The sequence below is a fragment of the Streptomyces sp. R21 genome, from assembly GCF_041051975.1.
Taxonomy (GTDB): Bacteria; Actinomycetota; Actinomycetes; order Streptomycetales; family Streptomycetaceae; genus Streptomyces.
Map to the genome: position 1 here is coordinate 1,909,111 of NZ_CP163435.1, position 21,554 is coordinate 1,930,664.

At 69.5% G+C, this 21,554-nt stretch carries 15 protein-coding genes; 12 read left to right on the top strand and 3 right to left on the bottom strand.

Annotated features, from left to right (window positions below; all coding sequences use genetic code 11):
- The first annotated feature begins 184 nt into the window (after nt 1-184).
- Nucleotides 185-1,423 carry an Ig-like domain-containing protein gene (locus tag AB5J56_RS08795; RefSeq protein ID WP_369231716.1) on the top strand — a complete coding sequence of 413 codons (1,239 nt, stop codon included), beginning with the start codon at nt 185-187 and terminating at the stop codon, nt 1,421-1,423.
- Nucleotides 1,424-1,478: 55 nt separating this feature from the next.
- Here AB5J56_RS08795 and AB5J56_RS08800 read toward each other — a convergent pair whose 3' ends face one another.
- On the bottom strand, nt 1,479-4,088 hold the full coding sequence (locus AB5J56_RS08800; RefSeq protein WP_369231718.1) for a hypothetical protein: 2,610 nt from the start codon (nt 4,086-4,088) through the stop codon (nt 1,479-1,481).
- A gap of 563 nt (nt 4,089-4,651) precedes the next feature.
- Here AB5J56_RS08800 and AB5J56_RS08805 point away from each other — a divergent pair.
- From AB5J56_RS08805 to AB5J56_RS08815, 3 genes are all read left to right on the top strand, one after another.
- Nucleotides 4,652-6,049, top strand: coding sequence for a glycoside hydrolase family 16 protein (locus AB5J56_RS08805; protein ID WP_369231720.1), 1,398 nt, complete (start codon nt 4,652-4,654; stop codon nt 6,047-6,049).
- A 252-nt stretch (nt 6,050-6,301) separates the two neighbouring features.
- On the top strand, nt 6,302-7,762 hold the full coding sequence (locus tag AB5J56_RS08810; protein ID WP_369231722.1) for a glycoside hydrolase family 16 protein: 1,461 nt from the start codon (nt 6,302-6,304) through the stop codon (nt 7,760-7,762).
- 15 nt (nt 7,763-7,777) lie between these two features.
- The gene (locus AB5J56_RS08815; protein ID WP_369231724.1) at nt 7,778-9,313 is read left to right on the top strand and encodes a glycoside hydrolase family 64 protein; all 1,536 of its coding nucleotides are present in this window, start codon (nt 7,778-7,780) and stop codon (nt 9,311-9,313) included.
- 51 nt (nt 9,314-9,364) lie between these two features.
- On the opposite strand, the gene AB5J56_RS08820 is transcribed toward AB5J56_RS08815, so the two are convergent.
- A complete protein-coding gene (locus AB5J56_RS08820; protein ID WP_369231726.1) occupies nt 9,365-10,264 on the bottom strand; it encodes a helix-turn-helix domain-containing protein in 900 nt (299 codons plus the stop codon).
- 146 nt (nt 10,265-10,410) lie between these two features.
- Between AB5J56_RS08820 and tkt the strand changes: the two genes are divergently transcribed.
- The 8 genes from tkt (at nt 10,411) to AB5J56_RS08860 (ending at nt 19,977) form a co-directional block, all read left to right on the top strand.
- Nucleotides 10,411-12,498 carry a transketolase gene (gene tkt / locus AB5J56_RS08825; protein ID WP_369231728.1) on the top strand — a complete coding sequence of 696 codons (2,088 nt, stop codon included), beginning with the start codon at nt 10,411-10,413 and terminating at the stop codon, nt 12,496-12,498.
- A gap of 19 nt (nt 12,499-12,517) precedes the next feature.
- Nucleotides 12,518-13,654, top strand: a complete 1,137-nt coding sequence (gene tal / locus AB5J56_RS08830) for a transaldolase (RefSeq protein ID WP_369231730.1) — start codon at nt 12,518-12,520, stop codon at nt 13,652-13,654.
- Entirely contained in the window at nt 13,651-15,339 is a 1,689-nt protein-coding gene (gene zwf / locus AB5J56_RS08835) for a glucose-6-phosphate dehydrogenase (RefSeq protein ID WP_369231732.1), read from the top strand. The genes tal and zwf overlap by 4 nt, the downstream gene beginning before the upstream one ends.
- Nucleotides 15,336-16,271: a glucose-6-phosphate dehydrogenase assembly protein OpcA gene (gene opcA / locus AB5J56_RS08840; protein ID WP_369231734.1), complete on the top strand. Its 936-nt coding sequence runs from the start codon at nt 15,336-15,338 to the stop codon at nt 16,269-16,271. Before zwf ends, opcA begins: the two co-directional genes overlap by 4 nt.
- A complete protein-coding gene (gene pgi / locus AB5J56_RS08845) occupies nt 16,264-17,913 on the top strand; it encodes a glucose-6-phosphate isomerase (protein WP_369231736.1) in 1,650 nt (549 codons plus the stop codon). Before opcA ends, pgi begins: the two co-directional genes overlap by 8 nt.
- Nucleotides 17,910-18,797 carry a phosphogluconate dehydrogenase (NAD(+)-dependent, decarboxylating) gene (gene gnd, locus AB5J56_RS08850; protein WP_369231737.1) on the top strand — a complete coding sequence of 296 codons (888 nt, stop codon included), beginning with the start codon at nt 17,910-17,912 and terminating at the stop codon, nt 18,795-18,797. Before pgi ends, gnd begins: the two co-directional genes overlap by 4 nt.
- Nucleotides 18,798-18,802: 5 nt before the next feature.
- The gene (locus tag AB5J56_RS08855) at nt 18,803-19,414 is read left to right on the top strand and encodes a histidine phosphatase family protein (RefSeq protein ID WP_369231739.1); all 612 of its coding nucleotides are present in this window, start codon (nt 18,803-18,805) and stop codon (nt 19,412-19,414) included.
- A gap of 107 nt (nt 19,415-19,521) precedes the next feature.
- Nucleotides 19,522-19,977: a tellurite resistance TerB family protein gene (locus AB5J56_RS08860; RefSeq protein ID WP_369231741.1), complete on the top strand. Its 456-nt coding sequence runs from the start codon at nt 19,522-19,524 to the stop codon at nt 19,975-19,977.
- Nucleotides 19,978-20,003: 26 nt separating this feature from the next.
- On the opposite strand, the gene AB5J56_RS08865 is transcribed toward AB5J56_RS08860, so the two are convergent.
- A complete protein-coding gene (locus tag AB5J56_RS08865) occupies nt 20,004-21,314 on the bottom strand; it encodes a lipase family protein (protein ID WP_369231743.1) in 1,311 nt (436 codons plus the stop codon).
- Nucleotides 21,315-21,554 lie beyond the last annotated feature (240 nt).

Sequence of the window (21,554 nt, forward strand, 5' to 3'; positions counted from 1 at the left end):
CGGCGACCCGGTCGACCTCCCTACTCTGTTCACATTCTGAGACCGCCCGACAACAGCGCTTTCAGGCCTTCTCTCCGGGTGTTCTCACAGGAATCTCAGGCAAGGCCCTGGGGATTCAAAGGATCAAAACATGTAGGAGGCGCACGATGCACCCGCATAGGTGGACATCTCAGGAAGGCCTGCCGTGGGCGTCTCGCACATATCCAACCGGTCCGACCGACAGCCGGAGAGGTGGTCCCGGCGCGGGATCCTCGCCGTGCTCGGGGTCGTACCGGCCGTCGTTCTGACCGGTTGCAGCAGTTCGGCCGGCGCCTCGGAGGGATCGGCGAAGGCGAGTACACCCGCCCAGACCGCGGCGGCGAAGAAGCCGGTCGTCACGGTGGCCCCCGCGAACGGCACGAAGAAGGCCGGTTTCGACAGCCCGGTCGAGGTCACCGTGACCGACGGCACGCTGTCGACCGTGAAGGTCACCGGCAACGACGGATCCACGCTCGCCGGTTCCTTCAACGACGCCCGGACCAGGTGGACCTCCACCAGGAACCCGTACTCGGGCACCGAGTACACGGTCACGGCGCAGGCACAGGGAGCCGCCGAGGAGAGCGCGAGCTTCACCACCAAGGCGCCCGGCGAGACATTCGTGGGCTACTTCACGCCCGAGGCGGACTCGACCTCCGGCGTGGGCATGCCCGTGTCGATCAACTTCACCGAGGCCGTCAAGGACCGGGCCGCCGTACAGAAGGCCATCACGGTGACGGCGGAGCCCGCGGTCGAGGTGGTCGGCCACTGGTTCAGCGACACCCGGCTGGACTTCCGGCCCGAGGAGTACTGGGCCGCGGGCACGAAGATCACGCTGAGCCTGCGGCTGAAGGACGTCGAGGGCGCGGACGGCGTCTACGGCACGCAGTCCAAGGACGTCACGTTCCACATCGGCCGCTCGCAGATCAGCACGGTCGACCTGGCGGCGAAGACGATGACGGTGCAGCGGGACGGCGCGACGTCCGCGACCTACCCGGTCACCGGTGGCGACTCCGACCACACCACCTGGTCCGGGATCATGGTGATCAGCGAGCGGTTCAAGCAGACCCGGATGGAGTCCTCGACGGTCGGCCTGGGCGACGAGTACGACATCAAGGACGTCCCGCACGCCCAGCGCCTGACCACCTCCGGCACCTTCGTGCATGGCAACTACTGGGCCTCCACCTCGGTGTTCGGCCACACCAACGCCAGCCACGGCTGCGTCGGCCTGCACGACGCGAAGGGCGCGAACGACAGCTCCGTGGCGGGCTACAAGTTCTACAAGAGCTCGATGCTCGGTGACGTGGTCGTCGTGAAGAACTCGGGCGAGGAGACCGTGGACCCGGCCAACGGCCTGAACGGCTGGAACCTTTCCTGGGCGGACTGGAAGGCGGGGAGCGCCCTGTAGTCGCACCCGCCGGAAACCGCGGACCGGGTCGGCTGGTCGTCCGAAGGGCAGTCGGCTAGTCGTCCGAAGGGCAGGGGAACTGCCCGTCGGGCCCCCAGTGGGTGACGGGAGCCATGCTGACGGAGACCGCTCCGCACGTCAGGTCCGTCCTGATGACGCTCTGAGGGGTGATCTCCCGGACGTGGAACTCCTTGTTCGGCGGGAATTTGCGGCCGTTTCCCAGGCTGATGATGCCCGATTCGCCGACGTAATCCCTGACCCCGTACTTCTGCAGGTAGGTGACGACCGCGCTGGGGGTGAATTCCGGGTCCGTGTCATAGATGTCGTCCATGGCGCCGAAGAGGATGTTGACGGCGTCGTAGCCGGCCGCCGCGTCGGCGTCCGGGTTCTTGTCGAATGCCTTTTTGAGACTGCCGGCGAAGGAACCCGACGGGTCGGGGCTGCTGAACTGGTTGTAGAACAGCGTCAGCGCGCTGTATTTCTGCGCCATGAGGTGCCGGTTCAGGATGAGGTCCGGGGCGGGACTCTCGGCGAGCACCGCCACCCGTCCCTTGCGCGTACGGCATTCCCGGTCGCCCTGGAGGTAGTGGAACAGGTCGTGCATGACGCCGGAGCGGCTCGCGAAGAGGACGAACCCGTCGGTCTTGCGGACCAGCGTGCAGACGTTCGCGGCGACCTCGGGGGACTGGTCCCCGCGGATGGATTCGGTGTACGGCACCTCGTGGGTGTCGCCCATGCCGCGGTAGGCGGCCTCGAAGCGATGAGCCAGGTCGGCGCTGAAGTACCGGTCGCTGGGGTCGAAGACGACGATGGCCGGTGGCCCCGGCCGCCCGGCGGACGGCTTGGTCACCGCGCGCAGCCGGGGCGAGTGCAGGGCGAAGGACGCCATGCCGCGGGCGATGTAGGCGTCCGGTGGCGAGATCTGGAAGTAGGACACCGGGGAGTCGCCCTCGACCATGGGCTGCCCGGAGACGCCCGTGCCGAGCACGGGGATGCCGGACTCGCCCAGTTCGATGGCCGCCTGCAACGACTCGGGGCGGCTCTGGGTGAGGCCGATGACCGCGGAGATGTTGTCGCGCCGGGCCCGCGAGACGATCATCCCGGCGACGTCCACGGAGGTGGGGTTGGTCTTGTTCAGGCCCTGGTGCGAGCCGTAGGTGAAGTACTCCCCCGCGTTCGCGATCAGCAGCCGGACCGGCACCTGGGACTTCAGCCGCAGGGAGTTGACCTGCTTTTGTGCGAGCAGTGCGCCGCGCAGCATCTGGATGCCGGTCGGCACTGCGCGCCGGGACTGGGAGCCCACGCTCAGCGGTGCGAAGAACACCAGGGTGCGGTACGGACCATGGCGGTCCACCTCCTGGTTCTGGCGCCGGAGCACCTCTTCCAGGGGCTTCAGTTCGGAGGCGTACAGGCCCGTCGCGAGTTCGCAGCCGTCCGTACCGTCGGTCAGGCCCACCATCTCGCCGGTCGCCACCGGCGTGCACGAGTCCGGAGTGGTCGGCCGGGCCGCGACGAAGGCACCGGTGGTGGCGACCACCGTCGCCACCAGGGCGGCGACCACCGGACGCGCCCAGTCCCGCCAACGGTTGGGCCGGGAGCGGACCTTGCGGTGGACCGCCACCCAGTCGGCCGCCGCGCCGTCGTCGGCGTGCCGGGAGACGGGCACGAGGTAGGCGCCCTCGACCTGCCGTCCCGCCGCTGCCGCCGCGAAGACGGCGCCGATGCCCTGCGCGCGGGCGCGCGTGCCCTGCTGAGGGACCTCGGCGGCGTACGAGGGGATGTCCGTGGTGGCGGCCGCCAGCACCAGTACGGGACAGGAGGGCACGTCCCGCTCGACCGCGACGAAGGTGTCGAGGAGCTTGCGGCTGAGGGAACCCTCGCTGCCGAGGGCGGGCAGCAGCAGGACGAAGGGCCACGACCGCCGCGGCCGTCGGGGGCTCAGCAGCGCCGGACGGGACGCCGCGGCCAGGTCGTGCAGAAGGGCGGTGAGCAGGACCTGGCGCACCACCGCCTCGTCCCGCGGCACGGTGGCCGCGCCGTCGGCGACTCGGTCCCGGGAGCGTTCCCGCAGGACCACCGCCGCATTGAGGAAGCTCCGCCCGGGCTCCCCCAGCAGCCGGCCCACCCACTGCATCCGGCGTCCGCGGTTGATGCGGAATCCGTACCACCGTCTCCACAGCCACGCCACGGGCGCGCCCACCACCTTGGCGACGGCCGCCCATCCTTTGGGGGCGATCGCCTCACCGACGGCGCCGGCCTCGCTTCCCCACCCGAAGGTCCACGCGTACTTTCCGTAGAGGACGTCCCGAATGGCTCGCTGTTCCTCGTCCGCGTCCTCCGGGGGCAGATCGGCCTGGAGGACCGACAGGCAGATGTCGAACTCGGTGCGCCGCAGTTTTCCGGCGCCGTCCGGCATGGTCGAACGGAACTGCCGTGCCACGTGGCGGAGCAGCATGACATGCGCACTGCCGGTGGTGGCGCATTCCTCGGGCGGGACGGGCAGTCGCGCCTCGTCCACGATCGCGTGCGGGACGAGACTCGGGATGTGCCCCGACTCTCCTGCCGCCGACCTGAGCAGCCGCTGCCGGTAGAAGGTGAGCAGGTCCGCGAGGTCCGGATCGGCCTCCGGCACCGAGGCGTCGCCGACGGCTTCCCGGACGAACACCAGGGCGGGAATACGCGCTTTTCGTGAGCGCCGCCGAAACGGAATTCCCGCATACCGGTCGACGATGACTTTGTCCGTCGCTCTCAGTACATCGTGAAATGACTTGGGCAGGACAAGACCCGCGTTTTCCCCGGAAGGAGAAGGTGCCATCAGTTCCTCCGAATGACGTGGAGGCGGGTCACCTTACGGGTCCGGATGAGCGGTCCCACGACCGTTAATTGGTTTTTTCTCCTCCCTGATCGAATGTGATCGGCCGATTGAGAGAAAGGACGGAGACGGCGACCCGACCTGTCTGATCCCCGGGTTCCGCCACGGGAGCGCGCACCGCCACGAAGGGCGCCGCAACGGCAACCGGAACATGTCCGGATGAAGCACCACCGAACCGACGCGCCCCGCACCCGCCGCCCTCACCTTCACCACCTGAACTCCCGTGCAGCGAAAGGACTTTCTCGGCTTTACCTCTTGACGACCGGAGTGACAGAGAGCACATTGGCCGCGCAGCTGCGATGAGAGCGCTCTCATATACACCCGCGCACCCCCACTCCGTACCCGAAGAGGCACCCATGAGTGAAACTTCCGGCGCACCTGTCAGACGTGGTCCCTTGCGGCGCGTCCTCGTCGCCGTCGTCGGCACCCTGAGCCTGGCGGCGGCCGCGGCCACGGCGGCGACCCTCCCCGCGAACGCGTCCGCACCCACGCCGCCGTCCGGCTGGTCCCAGGTCTTCGTCGACGACTTCAACGGAGCCGCCGGCTCCGGCGTGAACACCGCCAACTGGCAGTACGACACCGGCACCAGCTATCCGGGCGGCGCCGCCAACTGGGGCACCGGCGAGGTCGAGACGATGACCTCCTCCACCAACAACGTGTCCCTCGACGGCAACGGAAACCTCCGGATCACGCCGCTGCGCGACTCCTCCGGCCACTGGACGTCGGGCCGCATCGAGACCAACCGCACCGACTTCCAGCCGCCGGCCGGCGGCAAGCTGCGCGTCGAGTCGCGGCTGCAGATGCCGAATGTCACCGGTGCCGCCGCCAAGGGCTATTGGCCCGCGTTCTGGATGCTGGGCGCCCCCTACCGCGGCAACTACCAGAACTGGCCCGGCGTCGGCGAGCTGGACATCATGGAGAACGTCCAGGGCCTCAACACCGACTGGGCCACCATGCACTGTGGCACGAACCCGGGCGGCCCCTGCAACGAGACGTCCGGCATCGGCGGTTCGACGGCCTGCGCGGGCGCGACGTGTCAGGCGGGCTTCCACACGTACGCGATGGAGTGGGACCGCTCGACGAGCCCCGAGGAGGTCCGCTTCTACCTGGACGGCGTCAACTTCCACACGGTGAAGGCCAATCAGGTCGACGCGACGACCTGGGCGAACGCCACCAACCACGGCTACTTCGTCATCCTGAACGTCGCGATGGGCGGCGGCTTCCCGGACGCCTTCGGCGGCGGCCCCGACAGCGGAACCGAGCCCGGCCACCCGCTGGTCGTGGACTACGTCCAGGTGCTCCAGTCGAGTGGGAGCGGTACCACGCCCCCGCCGACCGGCAACCGCGACGCGTACAGCGCCATCCAGGCCGAGTCGTACGACAGCCAGTCGGGCAGCAGCACGGAGAGCACCTCGGACACCGGCGGCGGCCAGAACATCGGCTCGCTGGCCAACGGCGACTGGGCGCTCTACAAGGGCGTCAACTTCGGCTCCACAGCCGCCAAGCAGTTCTATGCACGGGTCGCGAGCGGTGCGGCGGGCGGGGTCAGCGGACTGGTCGAGGTGCGCCTCGACAGCCGTACGAGCTCACCCATCGGCAGCTTCTCGGTGGCCAACACCGGGGGCTGGCAGAGCTGGAAGACCACCCCGGCGAACATCAGCAGCGTCACCGGCACCCACGACGTCTATCTGACCTTCACCAGCGGCCAGCCGGCCGACTTCGTGAACGTCAACTGGTTCGACTTCGGTCACTGAGACGAGTAGCTGAAGGGGCGGGTCCCGGCCGAGTGCCGGGACCCGCCCCTCTGCGCGTTTCGCCGTTGCGCGTTCCACCTGCGCCCGTTTCACCAGGGGTTTCTTCAAGGCGTGAACTCCCCTAAGGCGAAAGGACTTTCCCGGCTTCACCTCTTGACGGCCGGAGTGGTAGAGAGCACATTGGCCCCGCAGCTACTTGAGAGCGCTCTCAAAAACACCCGCGCACCTCACTCCGTACCCGAAGAGGCACCCATGAGTGGCACTTCCGGAACGACCAGCACATCCAGCACATCCAGCACGTCCGGCAGCCGCGGCCCGCTGCGGCGCGTGCTCGTCGCCGTGCTCGGCACACTGAGCCTCGCGGCCGCCGCGGCGACAGCCGCGATCCTGCCCGCGAACGCCTCCGCTCCCCCACCCCCCTCCGGCTGGTCCCAGGTCTTCCTCGACGACTTCAACGGCGCCGCCGGAACGGGCGTCAACACCGCCAACTGGCAGTACACGACGGGCACGAGCTATCCCGGCGGACCCGCGGGCTTCGGCACCGGCGAGGTCGAGACGATGACGAACAGCACCAACAACGTCTCGCTCGACGGCGCCGGAAACCTGCGGATCACGCCGCGCCGCGACGGTGCGGGGAACTGGACCTCGGGCCGCATCGAGACGACGCGCTCCGACTTCCAGCCGCCCGCCGGCGGCAAACTGCGCGTCGAGGCGCGCCTGCAGATGCCGAACGTGACCGGCGCCGCCGCCAAGGGCTACTGGCCCGCGTTCTGGATGCTGGGCGCCCCCTACCGCGGCAACTGGTGGAACTGGCCCGGCGTCGGCGAGCTGGACATCATGGAGAACGTGCAGGGCATCAACAACGAGTGGGCCACGATGCACTGCGGCACCAGCCCGGGCGGCCCCTGCAACGAGAAGTCCGGCATCGGCGGCCAGAAGGTCTGCGAGGGCACGACCTGCCAGGGCGGCTTCCACACCTACGCCGTCGAGTGGGACAAGTCGACCAGCCCCCAGCAGATGCGCTTCTACCTCGACGGCGTCAACTTCCACACGGTGAGCCAGAACCAGGTCGACGCGACGACCTGGACGAACGCCACCGACCACGGCTTCTTCGTCATCCTGAACGTCGCGATGGGCGGCGAGTTCCCGGCAGCCTTCGGCGGCGGCCCCGACGGCAGCACCGACCCCGGCCACCCGCTCGTGGTCGACTACGTCCAGGTGCTCCAGTCGACCGGCGGCGGTGGCGACACGACCCCGCCGCCCACCACTCCTCCCCCCACGACCCCGCCGCCCTCCGGCAACCGTGACGCCTACAGCGCCATCCAGGCCGAGTCGTACGACGGCCAGGCGGGTGTGGGCACGGAGACCACCACCGACTCCGGCGGCGGACAGAACATCAGCACGCTCGCGAACGGCGACTACGCGCTCTTCAAGGGCGTCAACTTCGGCTCCACAGCGGCCCATCAGTTCTACGGCCGGGTCGCGAGCGGCGCAGCGGGCGGCGTCAGCGGTCTCGTGGAGGTGCGCCTCGACAGCCGTACCAGCGCGCCGATCGGCAGTTTCGCGGTGGCGGGCACCGGGGGCTGGCAGAGCTGGAAGACGGTCCCGGCGAACATCAGCTCCGTCACCGGCACCCACGACGTCTATCTGACCTTCACCAGCGGCCAGCCGGCCGACTTCGTGAACCTCAACTGGTTCGACTTCGGTCACTGACAAGGGAGTTGACCCATGACCACAAGCTCCCCGGTCAGGCCGAGGCCGCCACGCGCCGAGGCCGGTCGGCTGATGACCGCCGTCCTGGCCGCCCTCCTCACGGTGCTGGCGCTCGGCCTGGCCGGGGCGGTTCCCGCGAGGGCCGCCGCCGACTACAGCCAGGGCGTCACCGCGACCGGGTCCGACTCGGTCCGGATCTGGTTCCAGCCGACCACACCCGCGTCGCTCGTCGACGTGCACTACCTGTCCCCGGCCGCCGGCCAGCAGAACTTCCGGATGACGAACAACGCGGGCACCTGGCAGCAGAACGTCAGCGGCCTGCCGAGCGGATTCACGCTGCAGTACTGGTTCACGTACGAGAAGAACGGCCCGCTCTACGACACCCCGCACTTCACCTGCACCGTCGGCGGCGGAGGTGGGGGCGGCGGTGGCGGAGGGGGCGGCGGAACCGGCAGCTTCCCGATCACCTTCCAGAACAACACCCGTGGCACGTACGCCAATTCACAGGTCTACGTCACCGTCCTCGGACAGGTGACGCCCGGCCAGTGGTCGTACATGAAGTCCGACGGGACCATGGCCCACATCAACCACCTGGACGCGAGCGCCCCCGGCCATCTCACCAAGAACGGCGTGAACTATCCGAACATGTCGTTCACGCTGACCCAGTCCGGCGGCTCGGTCCCCTCCCCCACGTCGATCCGGGGCGGCCGGATCTACGTCTCGCTCGGCGCCCCGATGTACATCCCGGTCTCCCCCGACGACCAGGGCTGGGGCGGCCCCGACCTGCGCAACCCCGGGGACCCCAACACGGACGTCTACTACGACTGGTACGAGTACACGTACGTCGCCGGTCAGGTGGCCTTCGGCGGCAACACCACCCAGGTCGACCAGTTCGGCTTCCCGATGACCTCGCACCTGACGCAGACGTCGAGCGGCTACGACACCACGCGGGGCATCACGCTCACCCGCGCACAGGTCATGTCGCAGTACGCGGCCTCGGCGGGCGCGGCGTTCAGGCCGCTGCAGAACACGTACCGAATCATCGCGCCACGCTCCTCGAACCTCTTCCTCGCGGGAGGCTCCCAGGCGAACTACCTCCAGTCGTACGTCGACCAGACCTGGTCCTACTACTCCACCCACCCCTTCAAGCTCACTCGCCTCGGCGAGACCTTCTCCGGGCAGGTCAACGGCACCACCCTCACGTTCACCAAGAACGGCGCGGGCCCCTTCACGCTGCAGAAGCCGTCCTCCCCGGACGTGGTGGCCTGCGCGGGCGCGCTCGCCTCGGGCAGTGATCCGGAGAAGCAGCTCGGCGCGGAGTTCTGCGCCGCGTTCAACCGGGGCGTGGCCCTGGACACGTCGACCTGGTACACCCCGTCCGCCTACTACACGGGAGGCGTCAAGAACGACTACGCCGGTTTCTTCCACACCGTCGGCCTCGACCGGCGCGCCTATGGCTTCCCCTACGACGACATCAACGACCAGTCGTCGGTGCAGATCCTCGGCAACAGCAATCCGCCGACCGGGCTGACGCTCGGCATCGGCTGGTGAGTCCCACCGGGTGAGAAAGGGGGGCGGACCGGTCGGTCCGCCCCCCTTTTTTCAGCGCAGCTCCGCCCGGAACGCCACCGGCGTCGCCCCGGTGTGCTGGTGGAAGTACTTGGAGAAGTTGGCCGCGTCGGGGAAGCCCACGGCGACGCCGATGCGGCCGATCGGCATGTCCGTGTGGGCGAGCAGGCGCTTGGCCTCCAGGACGACACGTTTGTCGATGAAACCCTTGGGGGTCTCGCCGGTGGCCGCGCGGACGGCGCGGACGAGGGTGCGGCGGGAATAGCCGAGGGCGTCGGCGTAGGCGCTGACGCTGTGGTTGGTGGCGAAGTCCTTCTCGACCGCGTCCCGGAAGAGAGTGAAGGTGGTGTCGGTCTGCTCGCGTGCCGCTTCGGCGGAGCTGGCCGCGAGGTGGGCGAGGCGGAGCAGGAACGCGGTCAGGGAGTGCCGCAGCACCGAGGTGTGCAGGCTGAGCGGCAGCGTGGTCGCGTCGACGTACTCGCGCTCCAGCTGGGCGAGGGAGTGTTCCAGGGCGCCGAGCCGGTCCGCGTCGGGGCGCAGCAGCGGCGGCAGGTCGTAGCGGTAGAGGCCGGTCGCCTCGACGATCGCGCGGGGCAGGAAGCCGGGCTGCATGGTCAGGACGGTGCCGCGGTAGCGGTCCGTCCGGGAGAAGCGGTGGACCTGACCGGGGCGGATCCACAGGAGGTCGCCGGCGGAGACCTCGTACTCGGCGAAGTCGATCATGTGCGTGACGGGGCCGCCGCTGAAGAGCATGACGACGTGGAAGTCGATGCGGTGCACGCGCTCCAGCGGCGCGTCCGCGTGCCAGACACGGCCGGTGCCCATGGGGCCGACCTGCATCCCCACCCCGGAGACACTCAGATCGACGGGGAAAGGAAAGGTTCTGATCCCGTCGCCGTCACCGTGGACGTCTTGGATGCTTCTGTCTGCCATGTCCCTCTCGCAGCGGCTCGGTCCCGTGGTCGTTGTCCCACTTTCACCAAAGGCTGACACAGGCAGACCTTCCCCAGCAAAAGTCAGACTTTTACTTTTGAAGGCGTTCCACCAGTGATTCCGCTTCTCGTGAGGACTTCTTGAAGATGAGCACGCAGACCCCCGACAGCTTCTCTGACGGTTTCGAGTGGACCGACCTCGACCGGCGTGCCGTGGACACCGCCCGTCTGCTGGCGGCCGACGCTGTGCAGCAGGTCGGCAACGGCCACCCCGGCACGGCGATGAGCCTGGCCCCGGCGGCGTACACGATCTTTCAGAAGGTGATGCGTCACGACCCCGCCGATCCGGAGTGGACCGGCCGCGACCGCTTCGTCCTCTCCCCCGGCCACACCTCGCTGACCCTCTACACGCAGCTTTTCCTCTCCGGCTACGAGCTGGAGCTGGACGACCTGAAGGCGTTCCGCACGCACGGTTCGAAGACACCCGGACACCCCGAGTACGGCCACACGGCGGGCGTCGAGACGACGACCGGTCCGCTCGGCCAGGGTGTCGCCAACGCGGTGGGCATGGCGATGGCCGCCCGCTACGAGCGCGGTCTGTTCGACCCCGAGGCCCCCGAGGGCGAGTCCCCCTTCGACCACACCATCTGGGCGATCGTCTCGGACGGCGACCTGGAGGAGGGCATCTCCGCCGAGGCGTCCTCCCTCGCCGGTCACCAGAAGCTCGGCAACCTGGTCTTCGTCTACGACGACAACCACATCTCCATCGAGGGCGACACCGCCACCGCGTTCTCCGAGGACGTGCTGAAGCGCTACGAGGCGTACGGCTGGCACGTGCAGCGGATCGAGCCCGAGCTCGGCGGTGACATCGACGTCCACGCGCTGTACGCGGCGCTCAAGACGGCGCAGGCGGAGACCGAGCGCCCCTCGATCATCGCGATGCGCACGATCATCGCCTGGCCCGCCCCGAACGCGCAGAACACGGAGGCCTCGCACGGCTCCGCCCTCGGCGCCGAGGAGATCGCGGCCACCAAGCGCCTCCTCGGCTTCGACCCCGAGCAGACCTTCCAGGTCGAGGCCGCAGTGCTGGACCACGCCCGCGAGGCCCTGGACCGGGGCGCCGAGGCGCACGCCGCCTGGGACAAGCAGATCGCCGAGTGGCGCACCGCCGCCCCCGAGCGCGCGAAGCTCTTCGACCGGATCGTGGCCGGGCAGCTCCCCGAGGGCTGGGAGCAGTCCCTCCCGACGTTCGAGGCGGGCACCTCCGTCGCGACGCGTGCCGCCTCCGGCAAGGTCCTGCAAGCCCTCGGCGGTGTGCTCCCCGAGCTGTGGGGCGGCTCCGCCGACCTCGCGGGCTCGAACAACACCACCATCGACAAGACGTCGTCCTTCCTGCCGAAGGGCAACCCGCTGCCGGAGGCGGACCCGTACGGCCGTACCGTCCACTTCGGTATCCGCGAGCACTCGATGGCCGCGGAGATGAACGGCATCGCGCTGCACGGCAACACCCGCATCTACGGCGGCACCTTCCTGGTGTTCTCCGACTACATGCGCAACGCCGTCCGCCTCTCCGCGCTCATGCAGCTCCCGGTGACGTACGTGTGGACGCACGACTCCATCGGTCTCGGCGAGGACGGCCCCACCCACCAGCCGGTCGAGCACCTCGCGTCGCTGCGCGCCATCCCCGGTCTCAACATCGTCCGCCCGGCCGACGCCAACGAGACGGCGATCGCCTGGGCCGAGATCCTCAAGCGGCACGCCACCAACCCGGCCCCGCACGGCCTGGCGCTGACCCGGCAGGGTGTGCCGACCTACCCCGCCAACTCCGATGCGGCGCGCGGTGGTTACGTCCTGCAGGACTCCTCCTCCGAGACACCCGACGTCGTCCTCATCGCCACCGGCTCCGAGGTGCAGCTCGCCGTTGCGGCCCGCGAGCAGTTGGAGGCCGAGGGGGTCGGCACGCGGGTCGTGTCGATGCCGTCCGTCGAGTGGTTCGAGGAGCAGTCCGCCGAGTACCGCGCGAGCATCCTTCCGCCGTCCGTGAAGGCCCGCGTGGCGGTCGAGGCCGGGATCGGTCTGACTTGGTACCGGTACGTGGGTGACGCCGGACGCATCGTCTCCCTGGAGCACTTCGGTGCCTCCGCCGACGCCAAGACCCTGTTCGCCGAGTTCGGTTTCACCGCCGAGAACGTCGCCTCCGCCGCGCGGGAATCCCTCGCCGCCGCGCGTGGTTGATCCGTACGCCAGAAAGAAGATGATCACTGTGACCAGCACCACCGACACCCTCAAGTCCCTTTCCGACGAGGGCGTCTCCATCTGGCTGGACGACCTTTCGCGCAAGCGCATCGAGTCCGGCAACCTCGCCGAGCTGATCGAGAAGCAGCACGTCGTGGGCGTCACCACGAACCCGTCCATCTTCCAGGCCGCCATCGGCTCGGGAGAGGGCTACGAGGAGCAGCTCGCCGACCTCGCCGTGCGCGGCGTCACGGTCGACGAGGCCGTGCGGATGATGACCACGGCCGACGTCCGCGCCGCCGCCGACATCCTGCGCCCGGTGTACGACGCCACCGGCGGCCGTGACGGCCGGGTCTCCATCGAGGTCGACCCGCGTCTGGCCCACGACACCGGCGCCACGGTCGCCGAGGCCAAGCAGCTGTTCTGGCTGGTGGACCGCCCCAACGTGATGATCAAGATCCCGGCGACGAAGGCCGGTCTCCCGGCGATCACCGAGGTCATCGGTCTCGGCATCAGCGTCAACGTCACGCTGATCTTCTCGCTGGAGCGCTACCGCGAGGTCATGGACGCCTACCTCGCCGGCCTGGAGAAGGCGCAGGCGGCCGGGCTCGACCTCGCCGTCATCCACTCCGTCGCCTCCTTCTTCGTCTCCCGCGTCGACAGCGAGATCGACAAGCGGCTCGCGAAGGCCGGCACCGACGAGGCGCTCGCGCTCAAGGGCAGGGCGGCGCTCGCCAACGCGCGGCTCGCCTACGAGGCGTACGAGGACGTCTTCGGAGGCGGCCGCTGGACCGCCCTCTCCGGGGCCCGCGCCAACAGGCAGCGCCCCCTGTGGGCCTCGACCGGCGTCAAGGACCCGTCGTACAAGGACACGCTGTACGTCGACGAGCTGGTCGCGCCCGGCACCGTCAACACCATGCCGGAGGCCACCCTGCTGGCCACCGCCGACCACGGCGACATCCACGGCGACGCGGTGAGCGGCGGCTACGCCCAGGCCCGCGCCGACCTGGAGGCCGTCGAGCGGCAGGGGATCTCCTACGACGAGGTCGTGCAGCAGCTCGAGGACGAGGGCGTCGCCAAGTTCGAGGCCGCCTGGGGCGATCTGCTCGACGCCGTGGCAACCTCCCTGAGCAGCAAGGGAGTCGAGGGGGAATGACCGAGCGTGAGACGCCTTCCGACAACGCCGCGCAGGATGCGGCCGCCGCGCCGCAAGGACTGGGTGACCCGGCCGTGGAACCGGGCGAGGTGACCGCCGACGCCGCAGCCGCGGCCGCCGGGTCCGCGGCCGTCACGGCCGCGCTCGCCGCGGCCCTGGACCTCGACTGGTCCAACCCGCTGCGCGACCCCCGCGACCGCCGCCTGCCCCGTATCGCGGGCCCCTCCGGTCTGGTCATCTTCGGTGTCACCGGCGACCTGTCCCGCAAGAAGCTGATGCCGGCCGTCTACGACCTCGCCAACCGCGGTCTGCTCCCGCCGGGCTTCTCGCTCCTCGGGTTCGCCCGCCGCGAGTGGGCCGACCAGGACTTCGCGCAGGTCGTGCACGACTCGGTGCGCGAGCACTCCCGCACCGAGTTCCGCGAGGAGGTCTGGCAGCAGCTCGCCGAGGGCATGCGGTTCATCCCGGGCGACTTCGACGACGACACCGCGTTCAAGCAACTGCGCTCGGCCGTCGACGAGTTGGACGCCTCCCGGGGCACCAGCGGCAACTACGCCTTCTACCTCTCCGTACCGCCGAAGTTCTTCCCGAAGGTCGTCCAGCAGCTCAAGAAGCACGGGCTCGCGGACGCGCCGGAGGGCTCCTGGCGGCGTGCCGTCATCGAGAAGCCGTTCGGCCGCGACCTGAAGAGCGCGCGCGAGCTGAACACGATCGTGCACGACGTGTTCGACCCGGACCAGGTGTTCCGCATCGACCACTACCTCGGCAAGGAGACGGTCCAGAACATCCTGGCGCTGCGCTTCGCCAACCAGATGTACGAGCCGATCTGGAACCGGTCCTACGTCGACCACGTGCAGATCACGATGGCCGAGGACATCGGCATCGGTGGCCGTGCCGGGTACTACGACGGCATCGGCTCGGCCCGTGACGTCATCCAGAACCACCTGCTCCAGCTCATGGCCCTGACCGCCATGGAGGAGCCCATCGCCTTCGACGCCGACTCGCTGCTGACCGAGAAGCTGAAGGTCCTCAAGTCGGTGAAGCTGCCGGACGAGCTGGGCGAGCACACCGTGCGCGGCCAGTACGCGGCGAGCTGGCAGGGCGGCGAGAAGGTGCGCGGCTATCTGCAGGAGGACGGTATCGACCCGCAGTCGACGACCGACACCTACGCGGCCGTGAAGCTGGAGGTCGACAACCGCCGCTGGGCGGGCGTCCCCTTCTACCTGCGCACCGGTAAACGTCTGGGCCGCCGCGTCACCGAGATCGCGGTCGTCTTCCAGCGCGCCCCGCACTCCCCCTTCGACTCGACGGCCACCGAGGAGCTCGGCGCCAACGCGATCGTCATCCGCGTCCAGCCCGACGAGGGCATGACGGTGCGCTTCGGATCGAAGGTGCCGGGTACGTCGATGGAGATCCGGGACGTCACGATGGACTTCGCCTACGGCGAGTCGTTCACCGAGTCCAGCCCGGAGGCGTACGAACGGCTGATCCTGGATGTCCTGCTCGGCGACGCCAACCTCTTCCCCCGTCACCAGGAGGTGGAAGAGTCCTGGAAGATCCTCGACCCGATCGAGGGGTACTGGGACGCCCACGGCAAGCCGGCGCAGTACCCCTCGGGCAGCTGGGGTCCGAAGGAAGCCGACGAGATGCTCGCACGAGACGGACGGAGCTGGCGCAGGCCATGAAGATCGACCTGACCGACACCACGGCAAGCAAGATCAACAAGGCGCTCGTGCAGGGACGCCGTGCCATCGGCACCCCCGCCGTGGGCATGGTCCTGACGATGGTCATCGTCACCGACGAGGAGAACGCGTACGACTCCATCAAGGCGGCCGAGGAGGCCTCCCGGGAGCACCCCTCGCGCACCCTCGTCGTCATCAGGCGCGTCGCCCGCACCCCGCGCGACCGCACCCACTCCCGCCTGGACGCGGAGGTGCGCGTCGGTTCGGACGCGGGAACCGGCGAGACGGTCGTGCTGCGGACCTACGGCGAGGTGTCCGACCACGCCGACTCCGTGGTCCTGCCGCTGCTGCTGCCCGACGCGCCCGTCGTCGTGTGGTGGCCGGTGGACGCGCCCGAGATCCCGGCGAAGGACCCGCTGGGCGCCCTCGCACAGCGCCGGATCACCGACATGTACGCCGTGGAACGGCCGCTGGAGGCCCTGGACGCACGCGCCCAGGCGTACACGCCCGGCGACACCGACCTGGCGTGGACCCGGCTGACGCCGTGGCGTTCCATGCTGGCCGCCGCGCTCGACCAGGCCCGGGCCAAGGTGACCTCGGCGGCCGTCGAGAGCGAGGCCGACAACCCGAGCGCCGAGCTGCTCGCCCGCTGGCTGGGCGCCCGCCTCGACGTCCCGGTCGAGCGGATCGTGACGGCCGGACCGGTCGTGACCGCCGTGCGCCTGGGCACGAAGAGCGGCGAGATCGTGATCGACCGCCCCGAGGGCCCGTTGGCCACCCTGTCGCTGCCCGGACAGCCCTCGCGCACCCTGGCGCTGAAGGTGCGCACCACCTCCGAGCTGATCGCCGAGGAGCTGCGCCGCCTCGACGCGGACGAGATGTACGCCGTAGCCCTGCGTGGGGACGGCACCAAGGAGAACGCCTCTCATGTCTGACTCACCCAAGCTCACGCACCGTCCGCAGTGGACGGCCCTGGAGGACCACCGCGCGGGCGCGCTGCTCCACCCGCAGTTGCGTGAGCTGTTCGCCGCCGACCCGCAGCGCGCGGAGCGCTATGTCGTGCGCGTCGGCGATCTGCGGATCGACTACTCCAAGCACCTGATCACGGACGAGACCCTCGCCCTGCTCCAGGAACTGGCCGCCGCCACCGATGTGTTCGGGCTGCGCGACGCGATGTTCCGCGGCGAGCGGATCAACGTCACCGAGGACCGCGCGGTGCTGCACACCGCGCTGCGGGCCGCACGTGACACGGTCGTCCAGGTCGACGGCGAGAACGTCGTCCCCGGTGTGCACGCCGTGCTCGACCGCATGGCCGACTTCGCCGGGCGCGTCCGCTCCGGCGAGTGGACCGGCCACACCGGCAGGCGGATCCGCAACGTCGTCAACATCGGCATCGGCGGCTCCGACCTCGGTCCCGCGATGGCCTACGAGGCGCTGCGGGCGTTCACCGACCGCGACCTCACCGTCCGCTTCGTGTCGAACGTGGACGGCGCCGACCTGCACGAGGCCGTCCGCGACCTCGACCCGGCCGAGACGCTCTTCATCGTCGCCTCGAAGACCTTCACGACGATCGAGACGATCACCAACGCCACGTCCGCGCGGTCCTGGCTGCTGGCCGGGCTCGGCGGCGAGGAGAAGGCGGTCGCCAAGCACTTCGTCGCGCTGTCGACGAACGCCGGCAAGGTCGCGGACTTCGGTATCGACACGGCCAACATGTTCGAGTTCTGGGACTGGGTCGGCGGCCGCTACTCCTTCGACTCCGCCATCGGCCTCTCGCTGTTGATCGCGATCGGCCCGGACCGCTTCCGCGAGATGCTCGACGGGTTCCGGCTCGTCGACGAGCACTTCAGGACGGCCCCGGCCGAGGCCAACGCGCCTTTGCTGCTCGGCCTGTTGGGTGTCTGGTACGGCAACTTCTTCGGCGCCCAGTCGCACGCCGTGCTGCCGTACTCGCACTATCTCTCCAAGTTCACCGCCTACTTGCAGCAGCTGGACATGGAGTCCAACGGCAAGTCGGTGGACCGGGACGGCAACCCGGTGGAGTGGCAGACCGGTCCGGTGGTGTGGGGCACGCCCGGCACCAACGGGCAGCACGCCTATTACCAGTTGCTGCACCAGGGCACCAAGGTCATCCCGGCCGACCTGATCGGCTTCGTGAACCCGGTCGCCGAGCTGGAGCCGGAACTCGCCGCCCAGCACGACCTGTTGATGGCCAACCTGTTCGCGCAGGGCCAGGCGCTCGCCTTCGGCAAGACCGGCGACGAGGTCCGGGCGGAGGGCGTGCCCGAGGAGCAGGTCGCGCACCGCACCTTCCGCGGCAACCACCCCACCACGACCGTCCTGGCCGCCGAGTTGACCCCGTCGGTCCTCGGCCAGCTGATCGCGCTGTACGAGCACAAGGTGTTCGTCCAGGGCGCGATCTGGAACATCGACTCCTTCGACCAGTGGGGCGTCGAGCTGGGCAAGGTCCTCGCCAAGCGCGTCGAGCCCGCGCTCACCGAAGGCGCCGACGTGCCCGGACTCGACGCCTCCACCGCCGCCCTCGTGGCCGCCTACCGCACCCTCCGAAAGAAGTGAACGACATGCAGCTCGGACTCATCGGCCTCGGCAAGATGGGCGGCAACATGCGCGAGCGGATCCGCCGCGCCGGCCACACCGTCATCGGATACGACCGCAACCCGGACCTCGCCGACGTCAGCAGCCTGACCGAACTCGTGGGCAAGCTCGAAGGCCCGCGCGTGGTGTGGGTGATGGTCCCGGCCGGCGGCCCGACCCAGTCCGTCATCGACGAGCTGGGCGAGCTCCTCGAAGCGGGCGACACGGTCGTGGACGGCGGCAACTCCCGCTGGACGGACGACGAGAAGCACGCGGAGGAGCTGGCGGCCAAGGGCATCGGCTTCGTCGACGCGGGCGTCTCCGGCGGTGTCTGGGGCCTGGAGAACGGCTATGCGCTGATGGTGGGCGGCGACGCCGAGCACATCGCCCGCGTCCAGCCGGTCTTCGACGCGCTCAAGCCCGAGGGCGACGCCGGTTTCGTGCACGCCGGCAAGGTCGGCGCGGGCCACTTCTCGAAGATGGTCCACAACGGCATCGAGTACGCCATGATGCAGGCCTACGCCGAGGGCTGGGAGCTCCTGGAGAAGGTCGACTCCGTCACCGACGTGCGCGAGGTCTTCCGCTCCTGGCAGGAAGGCACCGTCATCCGCTCCTGGCTGCTCGACCTCGCGGTCAACGCGCTGGACGACGACGAGCACCTGGACAAGCTGCGCGGTTACGCACAGGACTCCGGTGAAGGCCGCTGGACCGTGGAAGCCGCCATCGACAACGCCGTGCCGCTGCCCGCGATCACCGCGTCGCTGTTCGCGCGGTTCGCCTCCCGGCAGGACGACTCGCCGCAGATGAAGATGATCGCGGCGCTGCGCAACCAGTTCGGCGGCCACGCCGTCGAGTCCGCGAAGTAACGGCCATGGGCGACATTCTGCTGGTCCGCCACGGCGAGACCAAGTGGAGCCTGTCGGGCCAGCACACCAGCCGGACCAACCTGCCCCTCACCCACCACGGCGAGGAGCAGGCTAAGTCCCTGGCCCCGTTCTTCGCCGGACACTCCTTCTGCCGTGTCCTGACCAGCCCCCTCGACCGCGCGGTGCGGACGGCGGAGCTGGCGGGCCTGACCGGGGCCGTGACCGACCCCGATCTGCACGAGTGGGACTACGGCGCGTACGAGGGCATCACCACCATCGAGATCCATCGCACCAGGCCCGACTGGGACCTGTGGACCGACGGTGTGCCGTCGGCCCCGGACGGGTACCGGGGCGAGTCGCCCGAGGAGGTGGGGCAGCGCGCCGACCGCGTGCTGTCCCGGGTGGACGCGGCCCTCCAGAGCACCGGCGGTGACGTGGTCCTCGTGGCCCACGCTCACTTCCTGCGTGTCCTGACCGCCCGCCGCCTTGGCCTGCCCGCCGCGGACGGACGCCTGTTCCAGCTCGCCACGGGCACGCTCAGCCGGCTCTCCACCGAGCACGGGCGCCCGGTGATCGCCCAGTGGAACGCCACAGGAACTTCTGCGGCCGTTCACTAGTTTCCACGGTGCTGTAGGCGCCTTTTTTCTACAGTGCTGTAGACACCGAAGAGGCTCCGGCCCGCCCACGGGGGCGGGCCGGGCCTTCGACTACGTATGGAGTTCTCATGGCCCTGTGGGACCGCATCAAGGAGTCCGCGTCGGGGATGCAGACCCAGCTCGTGGCGAAGAAGAACGACCTCAAGAGCGGGGCGTTCCGCGACGCGAGCATGGCGATGTGCGCCCTCGTCGCGGCGGCGGACGGATCGATCGACCCGGCCGAGCGACAGCGCGTGGCCCAGCTCATCGCCACCAACGAAGTGCTGCAGAACTTCGACGCCGCCGACCTCCAGCGCCGCTTCGACGACAACCTGAACAAGCTGACGGCCGACTTCGCGTTCGGCAAGGTCACCGTGCTCCAGGAGATCGCCAAGGCGAAGAAGAAGCCCGCCGAGGCGCGTGCCGTCATCCAGATCGGCATCGTCATCGGCGGCGCCGACGGCGACTTCGACAAGGCGGAGCAGGCCATCGTGCGCGAGGCGTGCTTCGCACTCGACCTGCCGCCGCACGAGTTCGACCTGTAGGTCCTCCAGGTCCTCTCCGGCCCGGGTTACAGGACGTCGCCGAACTCGCTCAACACCCATGAGGGGGCGAGGGCGTTGACGTAGTGGCCCGGGCCGTGGTCGTCGAAGGAGTACTTGAACGGGATGGTGCGGGTCAGCGCGAGCCGGGTGGCGAAGAAGGCCAGCGGAGCGACGACGGCGAGGCCCGCGAGGCTGTCCATCTGCGGGTAGTGCAGGCCCGGTTCGGTGTTCTCGCTCCAGCCCGCCGCCCGCGACCGCATCAGCGGGCGCACCGACCGCCGTACCGCCTCGCCGGTGCGTAGGGTCAACTCTCCCAGGCGCGCGACGGGTTGGCGCATCGGATTGCCCGTCAGCAGCCGCAGCAGATCGCCGGGGAGCGAGACGGCCTCGATCGCCGAGTCGGCGGCGAACGTCAGGGCCGCGTCCAGGGGCGCACGCGGCCTGCGGTAGTGGAACTCCCGTCCGAAGGGCGCGTAAGGGCCGACGGGCCGGGGCGGCAGCGCCGGGACGATGTCGCGGTCGAAGATGTAGCGGAACATGTGGTCGCGCAGCAGATGTCCGCCCGACGGACCGGTCGCCTCCTCGCAGGCCTTCGCGAATTCCTCGCCGCCCACCATGGGCTGCCCGAAGGTGTAGACACCCCTGAGTTTCTCGGCGATGGGCCGGTACTGGGGCTCGTGGGTCAGCATCACGCCCATCAGGGCGGCCATCGCGCCGCCGAGACTGTGGCCGGTGATGTAGAGCGCCTCCAGGCCGTCCCCGCGCGTGCCCTCCACGCCGGGGATCACGGACTCGCCGCGCAGTGCACGGCCGAGGGCGTGGACGACCAGGTGCCGGGTGGCCCGCACATTGCGGTAGAAGCCCGCGTGGACCTCGTACTGCCGGCCTTCGAGTTCGACCGAGAGCATCTCGGGCCGCACGTCGGCGTCGGTCAGGATGCTGATGATGTCCTCGGGCTGGGTGCCGCGGTAGCAGAGGATCGCGATCCGGCGGTCCTTGTCCTGGATCAGGTATCCGGCCGACGCGATGTACATGGCGTCCACACGCTGCTCGAACACCTGGACGTGGTTCTCGTCCAGGCCGAGCCGCGCCATGATCATGGCGATCGTCCCCGGATCGCCCCGCTGGTCGAAGCCGGCGTACGAGTAGGCGCAGCAGGTCGCCAGGGCGTGCGGCACGATCCCGTCCGGATCGGGCTGCCCCTTGGCGTCCAGCAGCCGTTCCACCAGGTCGGGATAGACCGGGAACCCGGTCGCACCCGCTTCGGCGCCCTGCTCGGACTTGTACGGCCGCAACTCCGCGAAGCTCGGCCCTTTTGCAGACTGCTCATCCCGCATGATCGTCCTCCCCCGGATCATCGCGGACACCGCCGGGCGACAGCGCACGCGGCGGCGGGACGGTGAGCACACCACCGCCTGATGCAACCGTCAACCGGCGCCGCTATCCGCACCAGGCACTCCCCGGCCAGTCCGGACGCGGCCGCGTGGGGCTCCTGTGGAGCGGTTGCGCTGGCGAGGCGTACGCCGGATCGCAACGGGTGTTCGACCGCAACGCTGACATGCCCAAATGCCGCTGTA